The organism is Roseibium sp. JB4-4 (genome assembly GCF_055693425.1).
The window spans coordinates 875,602-894,754 of sequence record NZ_CM146333.1 but is presented as its reverse complement, the minus strand read 5'-3'; the positions used below and the strand labels follow the sequence as shown (position 1 = coordinate 894,754).

Genomic DNA, 19,153 nt, shown 5'->3' with positions numbered 1-19,153 from the left:
GTTGTTGTTTACGATCTGTCGCATTGACCTTGCAAGATGGCCGGGGCACGATTGCTTCATGTGAAGACTCATTTGACAAGTCGGTTCTTTGACGGGATTGGCAGGCGCGATTTCATTCGTCTTCGACAGGGAAGCCTTGCCGCACCGGCTTGTGACGTGAGTTTTCATCCTAAGCTTCGTGCTCGGGCCGCTAAGGCCCGATAAGGGGGAATACGATGGAACTAAGCGTCGTTGACCTGTCCCGGCTTCAGTTTGCCATGACAGCGCTCTACCACTTCTTGTTCGTTCCTTTGACGATTGGCCTATCCATCCTGCTCGCAACTATGGAAACGGTCTATGTCATGACCGGGCGCGAGATCTGGAAACGCATGGTCAAGTTCTGGGGAACGCTCTTCGGAATCAATTTTGTGCTTGGTGTTGCAACCGGCCTGACAATGGAATTCCAGTTTGGAATGAACTGGGCCTATTTCAGTCAGTATGTTGGAGATGTTTTCGGCGCACCGCTCGCAATTGAAGGGCTGATGGCTTTCTTCATGGAGGCGACATTCGTCGGCCTGTTCTTCTTTGGCTGGGACAGGCTCTCCAAGCGCCAACACCTTGCCGCCACCTGGGCAGTCGCTTTTGGGACGAACTTTTCGGCGCTTTGGATCTTGATCGCCAACGGCTGGATGCAACATCCGGTCGGTGCGATCTTCAATCCAGATACCATGCGCATGGAGGTCAGCAGTTTCTTCGACGTGCTGTTCAACCCCGTTGCACAAGCCAAGTTCGTTCACACGGTTTCGGCCGGCTATGTGACCGCTGCCATGTTCATGATCGGCATTTCATGCTGGTACATGCTCAAAGGACGGCACCTGCAGATCGCCAAACGCTCATTGGCTATTGCCTCTGCCTTCGGCTTTGCCTCCGCATTGTCGGTCGTCGTCCTGGGTGACGAGAGCGGCTATGAGGCCAATCTGAACCAGCAGATGAAACTCGCAACCATTGAGGCCATGTGGGAAACAGAGCCGGCTCCCGCAGCATTCAATGTGATTGCCTGGCCTGACATGGAAAAGCGGGAGAATATTTTCGCGATCGAAGTGCCTTATGTGATGGGTCTGATTGCGACGCGTTCGCTCGACACTGTCATTCCAGGTATCAACGATCTGGTGGATCGGTCCAAGGACCGGATTCGGCAGGGAGCGATCGCCTGGGATGCGCTCCAGAAGATCCGGGAAAACCCGGTTGAGGCGAGTGAAGAACTGCGCGAAACCTTCAGTCAAAACGCAAACTCCCTTGGTTATGCCTATTTGCTCCTTCCTTTCACGGACAATCCGATGGAGGCAACAACGGAGCAGGTTGACGCTGCTGCCTGGTCGACGGTGCCGAACGTGCTGCCGATGTTCTATGCCTTCCGGATAATGGTTGCTTGCGGCTTTTTCTTCATCTTGCTGACGACCGTGTTCTTCTACTATTCGTCCTCCGGAAAACTGGATACGTTGCGTGAGAAACGCCGCTGGCTGCTTCATGTTGCCGTATGGTCGATCCCGCTACCCTGGATCGCGTGCGAAATGGGCTGGTTTGTAGCCGAATATGGCCGCCAACCCTGGATCATCGAAAGTATGCTGCCGACGTCCGCAGCTGTTTCCAATCTCTCTGTAACCGAGGTCCTTCTCACTTTGGCGGGGTTTGTCCTCCTCTACACGACACTTCTGGTGATCGAGGTCAGCCTGATGATCAAATACATCAAGATTGGACCGGAAGACGGGGAGGAAGCTGTGGCCCCGCCGCCATCCATGCAGCCGGTTCCATCTTCAGCCACCGTCCCTGCGGAGTAAGACACGATGATCCTCTACGAATTGATCGATTACTCAGTGTTGAAAATGATCTGGTGGCTGCTTCTCGGTATTCTGCTGATCGGCTTTGCCGTCACTGATGGCTTTGACATGGGTGTCGGAGCGCTGCTGCCGTTTGTAGCTGAAACCGACATTGAACGGCGTGTTGTCATCAACACCATCGGCCCGACCTGGGAAGGCAATCAGGTCTGGTTCATTCTGGGAGGTGGCGCGATCTTTGCGGCCTGGCCGCCACTCTATGCGATCAGCTTCTCAGGTTTTTACCTGGCGATGTTCATCGTGCTTGCAGCCATGATCCTCAGGCCTGTCGCCTTCAAATACCGGTCGAAAAGGCCGGATCCATCCTGGCGCACTGCCTGGGATTGGGCACTATTCACCGGCTCCTTTGTGCCCGCACTGGTCTTCGGCGTTGCAGTCGGCAACGTGTTGCTCGGTGTTCCCTTCAGTCTCGATTCCGACCTGCGGATGACTTATGAAGGGTCGTTCTTTGGCCTGTTTTCACCATTCTCGCTTCTTTGTGGTTTGTTGTCTGTCGCAATGCTTGTGATGCACGGTTCGGTTTGGCTTGTCATGCGTGCCTCGGGCGATATCGCGGCACGGGCTCGGCGGTTCGGCACGCTTGCATCTGCTCTGGGTATCGTTCTGTTCGCGATCGGTGGTTATCTAGTTGCCAGCGGCTATGTCGAAGGCTTCAGGATTACCTCGGAAGTTGACCCGAATATGCAGGCCAACCCACTGGCCAAACAGGCTGTCACCGAAAGTGGCGCATGGATGATCAATTATGCGGCTCACCCCATCCTCTGGCTTGCACCAGGGCTCGGGTTTGTTGGAATGCTGGGCACAATGTTGCTCCTGCAGACCCGGCTCGAAATGACGATTTTTTTGTTTTCCAAGTCCGCGGTCTTCGGGATCATTTCCACCGTTGGCGTGTCCATGTTCCCCTTCATTCTGCCGTCTTCGGTTCAGCCCGAAGCCAGCCTGACGGTCTGGGACGCATCGTCAACGCATCGAACGCTGTTCAATATGTTGGTCGTGACCTTGATCTTCCTGCCGATAATTCTCGTTTACACGGCCTGGGTCTACAAGGTCCTGTGGGGCAAGGTGGATGAGGAAACCATCGAGCGCGACAATCACACGGCATACTGAGGAGATGAACTGATGTGGTATTTTGCCTGGATCCTTGGGATGCCGTTAGCGTGTTGCCTGGCAATCCTGAACGCCATGTGGCTGGAACTGCGCAGTGAAGACGAGCGTCGGCGGCTGGAAGACACAAGTCGATAGACAAAGAAAAGCCCCGGATCTCTCAATCCGGGGCTTTCCACAAGCAGACAATAGCCAGTTCCGATCTATGCGGCTTTGACTTTGTCAGTGCGCAATGATTCAAGAATGTTTTGCGGGGAAGACAGGCCGTAGGGGTCGCTTTCACAATTGTCGGAGAAACCTTCTTCTTCAAACCATTGTTCGACAACACCATCATTGACAACAGCGCCATAACGCCACGAACGCATTCCAAAGCCGAGATTGTCTTTGGCGACAAGCATGCCCATCTTGCGCGTGAACTCTCCCGATCCATCAGGAATGACTTTGACGCTGTTCACGCCCTGCGCCTTGGCCCAGGCATTCATAACGAACGCGTCGTTCACTGAAACACAGTAGATTTCGTCGACACCTTCGGCTTGGAAGTCGGCGTAGAGTTTCTCGAAATCCGGGAGCTGAAATGTAGAGCAGGTTGGCGTGAACGCTCCCGGCAGTGAAAACAGGACAACCCTTTTGCCCTTGAAATAGTCATCGCTGGTTTTGTCTTCCCAACGGAAGGGGTTCGGACCATCGATTGAAACGTCACGGACACGGGTGCGAAAAGTAACGAAGGGAACTTTTTTGCCGAGCATTGAAGGACTCCTGAATGAATTCAAAAACCGGAAGACGCCGGATTTCCGCAGGGAGGAAGCCACTTCACTCCAGGAGGAGGAAGGAGAAAGCGACAACGCGGTCCTGCCAGCGTCTAGCAAAGGCGGGTATCGCAATTGCTGCGTTGCGACAAGGCATGAAGGTGCATTAGCAGCGGTCAAAGCTGTGGAAACTGGGTATGATGAACTCCGGTAAGAATATGAATTATTGGTGAAAAGTTTTCTGACTGCATGAGTTCATATCCCCTGGATGCCCACGCATGGTCTCGAGTGACAAAGCAATTTGTGCGGTGCAAAGGTCTTGCTGCTAATTGTCGAACACAAAATCAGCCGGGCGATTGACGAACTGCGACGTCGGTTTCTGACGAAACTGCATGAGCCTGAACCGGGCGTGGTTTATGGAGCTGCCGGTTTATGGAAAATAGGAATTGGCAGCGTGCTCTAACTTTATGGCAAGGGGGCCGATTTTCGTCTGGGGGTTATCGTGGCTGCGAAGTCAAATGCTTCTATACATGACCAATTCAGCCGACTAATCTGCACCCGGTCTGGGCGCCGCTTCAGATGCGACAATTGGGTACGCTGTTGGACGGAAGTTGTTGGAACGGACTTTTGATGCAAGGGATCTTCAATACCGTCCGATGGATTTGCATGGTGCTCACAGCGATTGTTTTTCTGGGACAATTGCTGATCGTCCTAATGCGCTATCTCCTGGGTTTCGGCTTTTTGGAGATACAAGATGCTGTCAACTATGCCTTTGCCTCTCTGGTGGCCCTGTCTGTGATCGTCGCGTTTGACGGGGGAAATCACGTGCGTGTCGATGTCTTTCGTCAAAAATGGAACGACACAATCAATCGACGCATAGACTGGTTGGGAGATCTTCTTCTTGCGCTTCCGGTTTTCGGCATCATGCTTTGGGCGGCATTTCCACTCGTGAAGAGCTCGTGGGTCATCCTGGAAGGCTCTCCGGAGACAGGTGGACTCCCGGGACTGTTCCTGGTCAAGACCTGTTTGCTGATCTTGCCGGCCCTGGTGATCCTCCATTGCCTTCAACGGCTGATCGGTGTTGTCCGGCAGGCCTTCAAATGAGCATGGATGTTGTCTGGTTGCTGGTAATGGCCATGGCCGTCTTCGGCTGCATTCTCTCCGGTGTCCCGGTACTTCTGGCAATCGCCGGAGCACCCACCCTTGTTGCATTGCTCGCGGCAAGTTTTGGCCACTTCGATCTCGTCTTTTTCAAGCTGCGCCGCAGCGTGTCTTCGGGGTCATGTCCAATCCTCTGCTGCTGGCCGTGCCGCTTTTCGTGTTTATGGGCCTCTTGTTGGAGAAATCGCGGCAGGCCGAGAAGATGCTCAAAAGCCTGACAGACGCTTTGGGCGGCAATCAGGGATCGCTTGCCCTTGCTGTCATTTTGGTGAGCGCCTTGATCGCGGCGTCAACGGGCATCATCGGCGCTACCATCGTCATGCTGGGAACGATAACGCTCCCGGCGCTTCTTTCGTCAGGCATCAACAAGCACATGAGCGCCGGGCTGATCTGCGCCAGCGGCACGTTGGGCCAGATCATTCCACCCTCAATCGTCCTCATTTTGCTGGGTGACCAGATATCCAACGCCTATTTCGAGGCACAACAGGAAGCCGGAAATTTTGCCCCGGATCCGGTCACGGTCGGGGATCTGTTCGCCGGTGCGTTGTTGCCCGGACTACTGCTTGTCCTGCTTTATGCCGCCTATGTGCTTTTTCGCCTGCGCGGTGCTCCTGCGGCGGACCGGTTGGATGCAGACGAGAACAAGGTCTCGGTTCTTGAGCTGATTGGGAGCATTGCTCCGACCCTCGGATTGATCGTCGCTGTTCTGGGCAGCATTCTCCTCGGTGTTGCAACACCGACTGAGGCAGCATCGGTCGGGGTGGCAGGTGCTGTCCTGATTGCCGCTTCGGGCCGGGGAGGTTCTGGCGCACGTCTGGCGATTGCGTGCGCGATACTGGCTGTATTGCTCTTGGTTCTGCGCAGGGCAGGGGTCTTCGGGCTTGAATTTGCCGGCGGCAAGATCGTTTGGTCGGGCGCGACAATCGTTTCCGTCTCCTTGACGATGACGGCTTTCTGTTTCTTGTTGGCGGCTGCAAATTCGCTGCTGAAAAAAGACGTTCTGATACCTGCGCTGCGCGAAACGGTGTCGATTACGGGGATGATCTTCGGCATTGTGATCGCTGCCAGCATTTTGTCGCTTGTCTTTCGCGGTTTTGACGGAGATGAGCATGTCGCCGAAGTTTTGCAGGCGCTGCCTGGCGGCGCTTATGGAATGCTCGTTTTGACGCTTCTGGTCATCTTTCTGCTGGGATTTATCCTGGAATTTGTCGAAATCATCTTCATTGTGGTGCCAATCGTTGGGCCGATCATCCTGCAATCGGACATAAGTCCGGTTTGGTTTGCAGTGCTGATTGCGCTCAACTTGCAAACATCCTTCTTGACGCCGCCCTTTGGTTTTGCGCTCTTTTACTTTCGATCTGTGGCCCCGGCGGAAATCCGGACGTCCGACATTTACGTTGCGGTCATCCCGTTTGTCGCAATTCAATTGCTGGCGCTTGCCGTGGTCATTGCGTTTCCGGTGCTTGCCACCTGGTTGCCCGCTGTTTTGTTTTGAGGAGAAGTTGAAATGAAAAGACGCGATTTCCTGAAAGTCGGCGCAGTTGCTGCGCCCGCAACCATGCTGGCCGCCCCGGCAATTGCGCAGGGCAAGGTCGAGTGGAAACTGCCGACCTCCTTTCCTGCAAAGGCCCCCGGTGTTGGTACCAATGTGACGTCTTTCGCTGAACGCGTCGCTGCAATGTCAGATGGTCAGCTCACCTTGAAGGTTTTTTCCGGCGGCGAATTGGTGCCGCCGTTCGGTGTTGAGGACGCGGTGGAGCAGGGGACCGCTGAAATCGGCCATTCAACGCCTTATTATGCGGCCTCCAAAAACTCCGCCTTGCACTTCTTCTCCGCGGTGCCTTTCGGTATGACCGCAGTGGAAACCACTGCATGGCTGCGTTACGGCGGCGGTCAGGATCTTTGGGACAGCATCTACTCTGAGCGTGGTCTGAAACCGTTCTATTCCGGCAGTTCCGGCGTACAGGCCGCAGGCTGGTTCAAGAACCCGGTGGAAAGCCTCGACGATCTCGCAGGTCTCAACATGCGCATCGCCGGTCTCGGCGGTGAGGCCATGCGCAAGCTTGGTGTCAATGCGGTGCTCTTGCCGCCTCCGGAAATCTTTCCGTCTTTCCAGTCGGGAGCAATTGATGCGGCAGAATGGGTCGGGCCCATGCTCGATCAGGCCTTTGGTCTGCAGAAGGTTGCAAAGTATTGTTACGTTCCGGCTTTCCACGAACCCTCTGCTGCATTGGAAATCGTGGTCAACAAAGATGCCTATGACGGTCTGCCGGCACATCTGCAGGCAGTGATTGCCAACGCGGCAGAGGCTGTCTCGGTCGAAACCACGGCTCAGTTTGACTATTTCAACGCTGTCGCCATGAAGAAACTGAAGGACGAAGGTGTGACCTTTGCCGCATTCCCAGACGATGTGATGGCAGCGCTTAAACCGGCTGTTTCGGAAGTCATGGCTGAAAATGCCGCGGCCAACCCGAAATTTGCCGAAGTGCAAAAAAGCTATGATGCGTTCCTTGCGCTCGCGAAGGACTACGCAATCGAAGTCAAGGCTGCGACCTTTACTCAAAGAGTTTGATTAACTCGTTCCTGAAGGCAGCGATCCCGCGATATTGACGCGTGGGATCGCTTACCCAGGATACAGAATTCAGTTTGTTTTTGAATTCACTACAGCTCGACAGAAGGGTCAATCAGGCCCTCGCGCAGGGCATAGGCAATCAGCTGCGCGACAGAATGTACATCAAGTTTCTTCATGAGATTGGTGCGATGGCGGTCGACTGTTTTAGCGCTGATGCCAAGTGTTTCAGCAATTTCCTTGTTGGACCGGCCGGAGACAATCAGATTGAGAGTCTGTCTTTCGCGATCAGACAGTATCGGCACATCCGAAGCATCTTCGAGCATGGTTTCAAAACGCGCTGCAATGTGGCGATGCCCGCGCAAGATATTCGGCAGTCTGCGGATCAGCTCATCATGGTCTTCGCTTTTTGAGAAAAGACCATCAACGCCACTGGCGACCAATTCACCAATCTTGCCGATGGACGAAACGCCGGTCAACACGACGACCTTTGTCTCCGGCGACCATCTTCTTGCCTCCACCAGAACCTCCAACCCGCCTGCATGGGGCATCTGGACGTCCAGAATGAGCAACGTAGGACGGTGCTGGCGTAGGGCAGCAATTGCCTGCAGTCCGTCGCTGGCTTCAGCCACGACTTCTATGCCGTCCGGTTCGACTGTACCCGGGGTTTCCAAAGCGCTGCGCAATCCGGCGCGGACAATTGCATGATCATCAGCAATTACGGCATGAAAGCGGGACTGCGACAATGTATGCTCGACCAAAAAGGTGAAGGGGACGGCGTGAGAGCAGTCATAGCATATTTCCTTGTCTGCTTGAGTGTTGTTTTCGCAACCGTTGCAGCGTCAGCTGCACCGCAAACACTACAACTCAAACACAACCGGCCTGTCGAAAATGTCGGTGAATCCATGAGCTTTGCGGAAGACAGGAAGCAGGCGCTTGCTGAGCTTGCAGCCCAATTCAAAGATAGCGGTTTGTCGGACAGCTTCGAAGGAGTTGCAGCGAAGGTCGTTCCTTATCAGGGGATCTGGGGACTGCTTGCCATAAAGGGCCCTGAACCTATCCCTGCTCAGACCCATTCCGGATGGTTCCTGGCGTCCGATATCTACGGCCTGATTGCACTCGACGTATTCCTCATCAGGTCGGATGGTACAGTCGAACAACTTCTCAATCACGACATACGCCGCGCGTTCAATCCTGACGATTACAGCATGTCTCGCCTTCGCAGCGCATCGATTGTGCTCGGTTCTGGCGAAGAAGCGATTGTCGCCACGCGAATGGTTCACGGCGCAATTGAAGAAGTCGATTTCGCCTTGGAGCCGCCAGCCGTACATCAGGAAAATGCATTCGCGAGTGGACTGAAACTAGCCGGCTTTTATGCCTTTCTCGGCTCTTGCCTGATATTCTTTTTCGCCTTCAGCATCGCGATGAAAAGCATCGTGGAGTTTTCCTATGCGCTGCTCTTGATGCTGGGGCTCGGATTTGTCTCCTATCTGGATAATTTTCCTTTCCGTTGGCTCTATCCCGATCTGCCTGACATTCATTTGTCGGTCGGGCTTGTCCTTCTGCTACTGGTGATCGCGCAGGGCTATTTTTGCGCAGGGCTGTCTCTGCGGCGGTATGCAAGCCGGCAGCGTTTTCATATGCAGTTGTTCTGGGCGAGCGCCGGAGCACTGGGTGCGATTGTTTTTGTCTTCTTCCTGCCTGCCGAATTCATGGCCCCGTTCAGCTACGTTCTCCTTGCCGGCATGCTGCTTGCTCAGGTCTATGCCGTTTTTCAGTGGGATGCATTCAACGGTGCGCGCAAGCGGGTGGTTCGCTGGGTCACGGCCATTACAATAACGGGTTTCACCCTGGTGATTGTTCTGGCGATTTTCCGCATGGGTATCGAGGAAATCTCCATTCCCTGGTTCATCAAGGGTGTTTACGCGACACTGGCATTTGGCGTCATGGCGGGTCTTTCCACCGGGCTCGTCGAATTGCGGCGCGAACATGCAAGAGCGCTGAACAGGGAAATTGAAGCGGTGCGCAAGGAGGCGGATGTCGCTAGGGAACTTCTGAGAGCCGAGCAGAATTATTCGCGTGTTCGCGAGTTGGCTGAGAAGCGTCAGCTCCAATTGGCGACAATGTCACACGATATCAAGCAACCCTTGAGCGCGCTTCGTATGACCGTGGAGGCAATGACGCGCGACGAGACAGGTGCAACGCGCGCGCGCTTGCACGAGGCTTTCGACTATATCCAGAACCTTGCCTTGGAGCATCTTGAAGACGCTCGCCCGGATATGGCGGATGAGAGCACGGATAACGACCTCGATCGGGATCAGTCCGATCCGCAACCATACGGAATTTCGTTAATCCTTGAGACCGTTGGTCAGATGTTTCGGGATGAGGCCACTTCAAAGGACCTCAACCTCGTAATCGTCGAATCCAGCGTCCAGATTTCAGTTCAGCCTTTGGCGTTGATGCGCATTGCCTCGAACCTGGTGTCGAACGCAATCAAGTATACCGAAAAGGGCAAAGTGCTTGCCGGTGTCAGACGTCGGGGTGATAACGTACTGCTGCAGGTCATCGACACGGGCCCCGGCATGAGCGAGGCCGAACTGACACAATTCAGAAAGGCCTGGAAATCGGGAAAGGACAGCGAAGGCCATGGCCTGGGTCTTGCCATATGCATGGACCTGGCCTCGCAAAATGGACTATTGCTTGATGTTTCATCCGAACCGGGGCGTGGAACACTCTTTTCACTGAGAATTCCAACAGCGTTCTCAGGCTGACAGTGGAATTGTGCAGCAACTGCACAAGAAGTCGCCAGCATCTGGGGCGTTTGTGATCGTGGTGCGCTTGAGCTTTGTCGGCGCGAAATCCAAATGCGTTGGGCACGAATGGGGGATCTACCCCATACCGGGTAGTTCCCGCCGATCTTAGCTTTCTGACAACGGAAACGCTGTCAGGAGCTGAGACAATGGCCCAATTGCAACCTACCCCGGAAGTGACGTTCGCCATGCTTGGCGAGGCGACAGCCCTAATGGCTGAAAGCGCCTTGCACAAGGACCGCACCATTGCCGAAGTCGGTGGCCTCATCTTGCCGCCGCTCATGCTTGGTCAGGTTCGCATCTGGCGGCGCGGCGGATTGCCCGTTGCGCTCGCAACCTGGGCCTGGCTCGACGAGAAAACGGAACGGGCTGTTCTTCACGAAAATCACGTCCCAGCCCCTGAGGAATGGAACAACGGTTCCAACCCGGTGGTGATCGATTTCATCGCGCCCTTTGGCGACGGTTTTGCGACCGCGCGAGATCTGAAACGGACCGTATTTCCCGAACGTGCGCTTCGTTCGGTCCGGCGTGATGCAAAAGGCCGCGTTCTGCGCATCGTCCAGCATCCCGGACTAGATCAAAACGGCCGTTCTGTAAAAGCCCGCGCCTTTGCGGCGTGATCCATTCATTTCTCTATTTTAAGGAACTTTCAAAATGGGCTCTTCTTCAAAAAGCATTCATCAGACATACAAATTGTACGGTCTTTACGGCAACAAGGACGGCGGCTCCGGCAATGACAAGCTTTATGGATACTCAGCTATCCGCAACAAGCTTTATGGCGGTTCCGGCAATGACTACATCGAAGGCTGGGCGCCACTGAATTATCTCTATGGCGGTTCCGGAACCGACAAGATCAAGGCCTACGGCGCAACAAATTACCTTTATGGCGGAAGCGGCACCGACAAGCTTTATGGCTATGGCGGCTACAATGGCATGTATGGCGGAACCGGTACGGATTATCTCTACGGTTATGGCGCTAAGAACGTCATGCGCGGCGAATCCGGCACGGACTATATGTACGGCCGCGGCATCTGGAACGATATGGACGGGGGCAGCTACAACGACCGTCTTTATGGATATGGCGCAACCAACATCATGAAAGGCGGCTCTGGCCACGACGGCCTCTACGGTTACGGCGCTTCTAACAAGATGTATGGCGGAACCGGCAATGACACCATGAAGGGTTACGGAGCCTCCAACGTGATGAAAGGGGAGGACGGCAACGACCATATGGAAGGCCGTGGCGCTTCCAATGTCATGTATGGCGGCGCTCATGATGACAAGATGTACGGTTACGGTGCTTCGAACGTCATGCACGGCGACAGCGGCGATGACCACATGGAAGGCCATGGTCTTTCAAATGTGATGCACGGCGAAACCGGCAACGACGACATGTTTGGCTATGGCGCTTCCAATGTCATGAACGGAAATGACGGTGAAGACCATATGGAAGGCCGCGGTGCATCGAATGAAATGCGCGGAGGCAATCACGACGATGACATGTACGGTTACGGCGCTTCGAACATCATGCACGGCGACAGCGGCGATGACCACATTGAAGGCCACGGTCTTTCAAATGTGATGCACGGTGGAACCGGCAACGACGACATGTTTGGCTATGGCGCTTCCAATGTCATGAACGGAAATGACGGCGAAGATCATATGGAAGGCCGAGGCGCATCGAACATCATGCGCGGAGGCAATCACGACGATGAGATGTTTGGTTATGGCGCCTCCAATGTGATGCATGGTGACGCTGGCAATGATCATATGGAAGGTCATGGCGCCTCGAATGTCATGCATGGCGGCGACGGTGCTGACGTCATGGAGGGCAAAGGCCTTTCCAATGTCATGCGCGGCGGTGACGGTAACGATGAAGTATATGGTCGCGGTGCATCCAATGTCATGCACGGTGAAGATGGCGAAGACCATATGGAAGGTCGCGGTGCTTCGAATGTCATGTATGGCGGAGCGGATGATGACGCCATCTATGGATATGGTGTCTCCAATGTCATTCATGGCGATGCCGGCAATGATTTGATCGAAGCCGTGGGAGGCGCAACCGTTGCCAATGGCGGCACCGGGAACGACACAATCAAGGCTGCCGGTGGTGTCAACGTTCTTCACGGTGATGACGGCAACGATACAATTACCGCGATCGGTGGTGTGAATGTCGTTCACGGCGGTGCCGGTGAAGATGACTTGTTCGCGCTTGGCGGCGTCAACACAATGTTTGGTGGAGCCGGTGATGACAAGCTGAAAGCGCTCGGTGCGGCGAACATCCAGTTTGGTGGCGAAGGTGAAGACCTTTTGGCTGCAGCTGGTGCCGGCAATCTGCAGTTCGGCGATGGCGGCAATGACAAGATGTTCGGTCTTGGAACAAATGTCGGACAGTTTGGCGGTGACGGCGAAGATATCCTTGTCGGTGTAGCAGGCCTGAACCTGCAACACGGGGGTGCCGGCGATGATGCTCTGTTTGCGGTTGGCGGTGCGAATATCCAGATCGGCGGTTCCGGCCATGACTTCTTGATGGCTGGCGGCGCGAACAACATTCAGTTTGGAGACCATTTGTGGAGCGCGATCCCCTCAGATCTCGGATTTGACGATGGCAAGTTCGCTGAAGTTATCGAGAATTTCGATGAACATTTCGAAACAGAAGGTGGCGGCACCAACGTTCTGATCGGCGGTGGTACCAACAATCTCCAATTCGGCGGATCCGGCAAGGATTTTGCCTTTGGCGCCGGCGCCCTGACGACGCAGGTCATGGGTCAAGGCAATGATGTCATGATCGGCGGCGGTGTTGGTGTTCTTCAATATGCCGATGCTGGCAATGATATCATCGTTGGTGGCGGTCAGGGCGTGGCACAGTTCGGTGGCGACGGGTCAGATGTCATGGTGGCAGCAGCCACTGTTATTGCACCACAATTTAAGGGGGCTGTCTCCTTCCAGTATGGCGGCGCAGGAACCGACATAATGCTTGGCGTTTCCCTGGGTGACGAAGCTGCGGCGACACTCGAGTTCAGCAACGACAAGGATGCGAACGGCAACCGCAAGGCCAGCGTGACCGGTGCCTTGCCGGACGAGTTGGTCGTGACCGCACAGCTTGGTGGCGACGGAGCAGATTTGATGATCGCAGGTGGTCCCGGCACGATAGTCCATGGCGGCGACGACAACGATATCGCCTTTGCGACAGCCGATACCAACTCCCTGGTAATGGGAGGTGCCGGCGACGATTTGATCCTCACAGGCGAGAGCCTCGATGATCTGATTGACTCCCTGGAGTTGAACGAAGAAGTCAATGATGGCGACCCTGTCGAGATTGCAGCCATTAGTGCCGGCAACTTGTATTCCGGTGGTTCTGGATCGGACGTTATTCTCGATGTGGTCGATTTCACAAAGATCATGATCCACGACATGCTTTCTGATGTGCCGCTGGTTCAGGATTTCCGGTCCGCACTCACAAGCACGGTAAGCGCTATAAAGGACATCACAGAACCGGTTTCAGGCGTGCTCGACGTGGCTGCCGCCTTTAGCCCGGAATTTGGTGTTAACGGCTTCGGTTCTTATGAAGTCAAAGCCAATGTCACCTTGGGCGGTGCTGGCGATGACGTTCTTGGCGGCACGGGTTTCCTTTCAGGTGAAGCTGGAGACGATGTCTATGCGATTTGGGCAGATGGCGAAGCAAAGATTGCCGAACGCGCAACCGATGGTGTCCAGTCCTTCCTGGAATCCTTCGGTGTCGACATTCCGCAAATCGATGAAATCAGCCAGGCACCTGATGGCAATGACGTCATCGAATTGCGCAGCTTCACACTCCTGGGATTTGAAGAGGATACGTTCAGCTTCACGAAAACGGCCGACAAACTGGCAATCCATGTTGAGGACAAGACGGTTGCCACTGTCTATGGCATGGACGATGACACGACCGCCGTTGAGTGGTTGAAAGTTGTTCAGGGAGCTGACAGTTTCGCCTTTGACCTGAAGGCGATCTACGATCAGCCGGACTGGGACGATGGTGTTTCTGTAAGCGCCGAAAGCGTTTCCATCGGTTCAGATGTGTTTGCATCTGCAGACATCATGAACCTCCTTGACGGAGCTGCCGACACTCTCGGTTCCTTCGGGGGTGCTGAAGGTGATGCTGTTGCGTCTGACCTGACAACTGCACTTGCTCATGGCACAAGCGCGGTCCAGGTATCAGTTCCGGACACGGATTTTATCTGATCCATATTGGCAGTGAACACACAAACAGGGACGGTCAATCGATCGTCCCTGTTTGTTTGTGCCCGGATAGTTCCGTCAGCAACAGTTCAGGTTATGCTTCCGCTTGCCGCTCGCGCAAGACGATATAGATGCCGCTGGCAATGATGATGACAGCACCAACATAGGTCGCAACATCAGGTATCTCCTCCCAGAGCAACCATCCAAGCAGCGTTGCCCAGAGAAGGGCCGTGTAGTCAAACGGTGCAACAACCGCTGCCGGTGCGAACCGGAATGCTTGTGTCATCAAAGTGATACCGGCAGTGCCGAACAAAGCGATCCCCAGGAACAGCCAGATATCCTCAAGACGCGGAGGCACCCATACAAAAGGAAGGAGCAGTGCACTCAGCAGCGCACCGGCACCGACCAGATAAAGCATCAGCGTCCAGACGCTTTCGCGCGGATCGACCCAGCGGGCGCTCAACATCAGCAAGGCATAGAAGAATGCGGTTGTGAGCGGCAGCAGCGAGGCCATTTGAAATGTTCCGAAACCCGGCCTGATGACGACCAGGACCCCAAAAAAACCGGCAAGAACCGCTGACCATCGGCGCCATCCAACTTGCTCCTTGAGCAGCAATGCGGAAATAGCGGTCACAAATACCGGCATTGCAAATATGAGTGTCGTCGCTTCCGCAAGGCCAAGGTAAATGAAACTGGTAAAAAAGAGCCCGGCGGCAAGAAGCCAGAGCACACCACGCAACAGATGAGCAATCGGTCGGTGAGACACGAGCGCGGAGCGGCCGCCCAGCCGCAAAGCGATGAGCGTTGCGAAGGGAAGTGCAATGAAATTCCGGATAAAAATGATCTGGATAGGGGAATAGTCTGCCGTGAGAGCCTTCGCGATTGCGTCGCTGACACAAAGGCTTGCAACCCCGACGCTCATCATCAAGATGCCGGTGGTGACCTGCGATTGGGAGTGTGTTGTGACCGTTGACATGGGCTGTCCTCAGACTGAGTAGGCAACTAATCACCCCCAACGAACCTCAACAAGGCCACTTTGCACCTGAAGCGTCTGTTCATCATAAGCAGAGAAGACAGCGGACCTGTTTCTATTCAGCAAGAAACCTGTAAATAATTGGGAATTAGTAGAAAAATCGAACTTCTTTGATCCATGCAACCTGTTTTATCTCATTGCTGGTTTGAACGGTTTTCATGTTATATTTTTATCTGACTGTCGAAAGCGGGACATCTTTGAAAGGCAGAACTCTGCCAGTCAATCCAACTCACTCCCAAGCCTTCGTTGACAACACAAGGTACACGCTGAGCGAGATTTTTTTCTGACACAGCATTGCCCAAAGCTTCCGTAATCCTGCGGTTCTTTTGCCAGATTTCGCCATGAGCCTGCGGCCCGTTATGTGAAATGGGAAAGGGTAGATCATGGCCGACAATCCGGTGAACAAATTGAGTTCAAGCGAACAGCTTATTTTGGAACTCGTGAACAAGGAACGACTGGCAGCTGGCCTCGAGCCACTTGCATCCGAAGCACAGCTCAATTCGGCAGCGCAAAAACACTCCGACTGGATGGCATCCGGCCGCGTTCTCGATCATACGGGCGCTGGTGGGTCAGAGCCCTGGGACAGAATGAAGGCAGAGGGTTGGACGGAGTACCCAATGGGCGAAAACATCGCCTATAACCCCTTTAACCAGTCCAAGCCAATATCCGGCGAGTATGTGCCTCAGAAGATCATTGAAGACATGCATGAAGGCTGGATGAATTCATCCGGCCACAGAGCCAACATTCTCAGCGCGAATTATTCAGTGCTGGGCGTTGGTGATGCCATTGGTGGCCACCCGAACTCGCCAGACCATTCTACAAGCTACGCCACGCAAAACTTTGCAGGGACAGAGAAAAACTACGTGACGGGCGTTGTCTTTGACGACGCTGACAGCGACAAGTCCTACGATCTGGGTGAGGGGCTCGGTTCCGTTACAGTCACGATCGTCAATTCCTCTGGCGCGACTGTTGCCTCGCGAGCGACTGATCCCGGCGGCGGATACAGTATTGCGCTGGCAGATGGTTCCTACACGGCCAAATTTACCGGTACCGGCATTGATGGAACAATTGAAAAAACGGTCTCGGTTTCGGGCAAGAACGTCAAACTGGACGTAAAGGATGGCTCTGAAGGCGGTGGCACAACTCCTCCGCCGGTCGGAACCAACGGCAACGACACGATCTACTATTCAAACGGCGACGACTTTTGGACGAATGGCGTTCCAAAGGACATCGGCGGTACAGGCATCGACACGCTGATCGTCAACAAGGGCTCGGTCTTCAACACTTCGGGCCTGTCCTGGTATGGTTTTGAAAGGTTCGTTGGCGCAGAGAAGAATGATCGCGTCATCGGCAACGAGAGTGATGTCGACTATCGGCTTGTCGGTGGTGCTGGAGACGACATACTTCGCGGAAATTCCGGCAATGACTACATCAGGGGTGGTGCAGGCCGTGACGATGTTGCCGGTGGTGCCGGAAATGACATCATCTACTATGGCAGCGGCGACAAGTTCTGGGACAATGGCGCGCCGAAAGACATTGGTGGCGCTGGAATTGACACGCTTGTTGTGGAGACCGGATCGAAATTCAACACCGCAGCGCTCTCCAAATACGGATTTGAGAGATTTCAGGGCGCAGACAAGGATGACCGCGTTGTCGGGGATGATGCCAAGGTTGCCTATTTCCTGAATGGTGGCGGCGGCAACGATATTCTCAAGGGCAATGCCGGAAACGACACGCTCAACGGTGGCTCGGGCAACGACACATTGGAGCCTGGAGCGTCCTCAGGGGGCTTGCAAAAGCTTATGGGTGGTTCAGGAAACGACACATATGTCGTCACATCCAAGGGCGGAAAAATGGAGATCATCGAAATGGCGGGAAATGGCGCGGACAAGCTGGTCTTCAAAGATCTCAACCGCTCCGACATCGAAGCTTCGCGTGACAGCGACAACAACATGGTCCTGTCATGGGACAGCAGCCCCGGCGAAATCACCATCAATGACGCAGGCGCGGATCTCGAGCAGTTCGTCTTTGCCGACGGCACTGTTCTGCAACCTGACGATTTTGCGATCGTCTGACCTTCTTCAGAACTCGCTCCTAGGGGAGCGGGTTCTGTCACATCAGATGTTCCAGGACTGAAAAAACGCGCATCAGGCTAGACTTTAATTCTGCCACTTGCCAAATCCACTTGAGCGTTTGGTGAAGGCCTGCAAGCGTGCAATGAACCTGACTGCGATATTGTGAAAGCGGTCAGCACAACCTAACTTTCAGTGGAGACCTGCAACACTAGGTGTATCCATTGAAACGATCCCTCGGACCTCAAGAAACACTATTTTCTGAACTGATACGTCGAAGCAATTGCGGAATACAGCTGGTAGCGATGGCGAAGTTTGGCGTCTCTCCAACAGTTTCGGAGCTTCGATCGGCGCTGAAACGGATCCACAACCGTCACCCCATGATGCGTGCTCGAATAGAGGGGAAAGCTTCCCGCGACTGGGTTGTGGATGTTCCATTTGAACAAATCGAAATCGCGGTCCACACCGCAGGAGAAGCGTTTGACGTCGAAGCGTTCTATTCCGAAATTGCCAAACCGGTCCTGGACATTTCAACCGTTTCCTGGCGTGCCTATCTGGTGACCGGTCAAAGCGATGAGGTTATCTGGATTGCTTTGGTGACCAATCACGGGGGGATCGATGGACGCTCGGCGCTGGTCATTCTCAATGACCTTGATCGCTTGCTGAACGAACCGGAAACCTGGCAATCGGCAACGTTGCCGATGACTGCGCCCGTGGAGAAAGGACTGGCCGCGAGAGGTTTTTCCGGGGATCGGTCCATACTCTCGTCCTGGCCGAAAGAAACCAATTGGCCCGTCAACCAGCCCGCCGTCAGCAGTCGACGCATACCGCATGGCTTTTTACGTGTCCTGGAACCTAGGACCTTGGGTGCACTTCATGCCCGCTTGAAACAAAACGGGTTGCATCTTGCTTCGGCTTTTGGCGCAGCTGCAGTCAAGGCGGCGTCGGTTTTGCCTGGGGGGACGGGTTGGACCGGCATCGTTGCCCCAACGGACGTTCGCGACGATAGCCTCCCGGCCATTTCGCATGATGCAGTCGGGGAATATGTAGCCGGTATCAATCTGCTCCTGGGACCGGAATATCGTGAAGCAGATACACTTGAGATTGCTCGTGCACTGCAGACCCAGTTCACGGAGCATCGTCTACCGTCCCTGTTGATGGATGCAGAAGTGCCTCTTGCCGTCACTCTGGCAACGGTCGACCAGATGTCGGCAGCAAACAATGCCTTTGTTGGCGGGATTTGCGTCACCGATGTGGGCGACCTTGAACAGCTTTCCAGTCGTGCGGTGGGCTATTCCGAACTTCTGTTAATGCCATCGCAGAACCATGGCATTCATCCAGTGCTGGTTGCCATTGTCTCGACGGCTGCCGGGGTATGTTTGTCCTTCGGCTACTCGGAACCTTTGCAGACGCGTGAAACTGCACATGCCTTTGCTAACAGCTACGTCAAAGTTCTGGAAGCGCTCGCAGCCTGAGACGCTTGGTAGACTATTCTTCGGTGCCTTTGAGGACATCGTTGCTGCAAGAGGTGAGGCCAAGGAAATAGATCTGTCTGTCATGATAAGC

General features: G+C 54.5%; 14 protein-coding genes. 11 read left to right on the top strand and 3 right to left on the bottom strand.

Annotated features, from left to right (window positions below; genetic code table 11):
• The first annotated feature begins 215 nt into the window (after positions 1-215).
• From ACZ1HV_RS04055 to cydX, 3 genes are read left to right on the top strand one after another with little or no spacing between them, the layout of a single operon-like run.
• Complete coding sequence (locus ACZ1HV_RS04055) at positions 216-1,817, top strand: cytochrome ubiquinol oxidase subunit I (RefSeq protein ID WP_472717390.1); 1,602 nt, start codon at positions 216-218, stop codon at positions 1,815-1,817.
• Positions 1,818-1,823: 6 nt separating this feature from the next.
• Positions 1,824-2,981: a cytochrome d ubiquinol oxidase subunit II gene (cydB, locus tag ACZ1HV_RS04050; RefSeq protein ID WP_298814218.1), complete on the top strand. Its 1,158-nt coding sequence runs from the start codon at positions 1,824-1,826 to the stop codon at positions 2,979-2,981.
• A gap of 12 nt (positions 2,982-2,993) precedes the next feature.
• Positions 2,994-3,116 (top strand): cytochrome bd-I oxidase subunit CydX, encoded by a 123-nt coding sequence (gene cydX, locus ACZ1HV_RS04045; protein WP_298814216.1) that lies wholly within the window; start codon positions 2,994-2,996, stop codon positions 3,114-3,116.
• Between the two features lie 65 nt (positions 3,117-3,181).
• Here the strand turns inward: cydX and ACZ1HV_RS04040 are convergent, their stop codons facing one another.
• Positions 3,182-3,724, bottom strand: a complete 543-nt coding sequence (locus ACZ1HV_RS04040; RefSeq protein WP_298814214.1) for a peroxiredoxin — start codon at positions 3,722-3,724, stop codon at positions 3,182-3,184.
• 666 nt (positions 3,725-4,390) lie between these two features.
• Here ACZ1HV_RS04040 and ACZ1HV_RS04035 point away from each other — a divergent pair.
• The 3 genes from ACZ1HV_RS04035 to ACZ1HV_RS04025 all read left to right on the top strand — a co-directional run bounded on the left by ACZ1HV_RS04035 (position 4,391) and on the right by ACZ1HV_RS04025 (position 7,457).
• A complete protein-coding gene (locus tag ACZ1HV_RS04035; protein ID WP_298814212.1) occupies positions 4,391-4,828 on the top strand; it encodes a TRAP transporter small permease subunit in 438 nt (145 codons plus the stop codon).
• Positions 4,829-5,006: 178 nt separating this feature from the next.
• Positions 5,007-6,380 (top strand): TRAP transporter large permease, encoded by a 1,374-nt coding sequence (locus ACZ1HV_RS04030; protein WP_472717389.1) that lies wholly within the window; start codon positions 5,007-5,009, stop codon positions 6,378-6,380.
• A 12-nt stretch (positions 6,381-6,392) separates the two neighbouring features.
• On the top strand, positions 6,393-7,457 hold the full coding sequence (locus ACZ1HV_RS04025) for a TRAP transporter substrate-binding protein (protein WP_298814208.1): 1,065 nt from the start codon (positions 6,393-6,395) through the stop codon (positions 7,455-7,457).
• Between the two features lie 89 nt (positions 7,458-7,546).
• Here ACZ1HV_RS04025 and ACZ1HV_RS04020 read toward each other — a convergent pair whose 3' ends face one another.
• Positions 7,547-8,200: a response regulator gene (locus tag ACZ1HV_RS04020; protein ID WP_298814206.1), complete on the bottom strand. Its 654-nt coding sequence runs from the start codon at positions 8,198-8,200 to the stop codon at positions 7,547-7,549.
• Between the two features lie 33 nt (positions 8,201-8,233).
• On the opposite strand from ACZ1HV_RS04020, the gene ACZ1HV_RS04015 reads away from it, so the two are divergent.
• From ACZ1HV_RS04015 to ACZ1HV_RS04005, 3 genes are all read left to right on the top strand, one after another.
• Entirely contained in the window at positions 8,234-10,225 is a 1,992-nt protein-coding gene (locus ACZ1HV_RS04015) for a sensor histidine kinase (protein WP_472717388.1), read from the top strand.
• 188 nt (positions 10,226-10,413) lie between these two features.
• A complete protein-coding gene (locus tag ACZ1HV_RS04010) occupies positions 10,414-10,884 on the top strand; it encodes a toxin-activating lysine-acyltransferase (protein ID WP_472717387.1) in 471 nt (156 codons plus the stop codon).
• Positions 10,885-10,918: 34 nt separating this feature from the next.
• Positions 10,919-14,485, top strand: a complete 3,567-nt coding sequence (locus tag ACZ1HV_RS04005; RefSeq protein ID WP_472717386.1) for a hypothetical protein — start codon at positions 10,919-10,921, stop codon at positions 14,483-14,485.
• Positions 14,486-14,576: 91 nt separating this feature from the next.
• Here the strand turns inward: ACZ1HV_RS04005 and ACZ1HV_RS04000 are convergent, their stop codons facing one another.
• Positions 14,577-15,458: a DMT family transporter gene (locus ACZ1HV_RS04000; RefSeq protein WP_298814199.1), complete on the bottom strand. Its 882-nt coding sequence runs from the start codon at positions 15,456-15,458 to the stop codon at positions 14,577-14,579.
• A 440-nt stretch (positions 15,459-15,898) separates the two neighbouring features.
• Between ACZ1HV_RS04000 and ACZ1HV_RS03995 the strand changes: the two genes are divergently transcribed.
• Together ACZ1HV_RS03995 and ACZ1HV_RS03990 are read left to right on the top strand one after the other, a co-directional pair.
• A complete protein-coding gene (locus ACZ1HV_RS03995; protein WP_472717385.1) occupies positions 15,899-17,590 on the top strand; it encodes a CAP domain-containing protein in 1,692 nt (563 codons plus the stop codon).
• Positions 17,591-17,892: 302 nt separating this feature from the next.
• Positions 17,893-19,062: a hypothetical protein gene (locus ACZ1HV_RS03990; protein WP_472717384.1), complete on the top strand. Its 1,170-nt coding sequence runs from the start codon at positions 17,893-17,895 to the stop codon at positions 19,060-19,062.
• Positions 19,063-19,153 lie beyond the last annotated feature (91 nt).

Excerpts from the sequence above, each read along its gene's own strand:
- ACZ1HV_RS04055 (WP_472717390.1), top strand. The coding sequence starts at position 216 with ATGGAACTAAGCGTCGTTGACCTGTCCCGGCTTCAGTTTGCCATGACA.
- cydB (WP_298814218.1), top strand. The coding sequence starts at position 1,824 with ATGATCCTCTACGAATTGATCGATTACTCAGTGTTGAAAATGATCTGG.
- cydX (WP_298814216.1), top strand. The coding sequence starts at position 2,994 with ATGTGGTATTTTGCCTGGATCCTTGGGATGCCGTTAGCGTGTTGCCTG.
- ACZ1HV_RS04040 (WP_298814214.1), bottom strand. The coding sequence starts at position 3,724 with ATGCTCGGCAAAAAAGTTCCCTTCGTTACTTTTCGCACCCGTGTCCGT.
- ACZ1HV_RS04035 (WP_298814212.1), top strand. The coding sequence starts at position 4,391 with ATGGTGCTCACAGCGATTGTTTTTCTGGGACAATTGCTGATCGTCCTA.
- ACZ1HV_RS04030 (WP_472717389.1), top strand. The coding sequence starts at position 5,007 with ATGTCCAATCCTCTGCTGCTGGCCGTGCCGCTTTTCGTGTTTATGGGC.
- ACZ1HV_RS04025 (WP_298814208.1), top strand. The coding sequence starts at position 6,393 with ATGAAAAGACGCGATTTCCTGAAAGTCGGCGCAGTTGCTGCGCCCGCA.
- ACZ1HV_RS04010 (WP_472717387.1), top strand. The coding sequence starts at position 10,414 with ATGGCCCAATTGCAACCTACCCCGGAAGTGACGTTCGCCATGCTTGGC.
- ACZ1HV_RS04005 (WP_472717386.1), top strand. The coding sequence starts at position 10,919 with ATGGGCTCTTCTTCAAAAAGCATTCATCAGACATACAAATTGTACGGT.
- ACZ1HV_RS04000 (WP_298814199.1), bottom strand. The coding sequence starts at position 15,458 with ATGTCAACGGTCACAACACACTCCCAATCGCAGGTCACCACCGGCATC.
- ACZ1HV_RS03995 (WP_472717385.1), top strand. The coding sequence starts at position 15,899 with ATGGCCGACAATCCGGTGAACAAATTGAGTTCAAGCGAACAGCTTATT.
- ACZ1HV_RS03990 (WP_472717384.1), top strand. The coding sequence starts at position 17,893 with ATGGCGAAGTTTGGCGTCTCTCCAACAGTTTCGGAGCTTCGATCGGCG.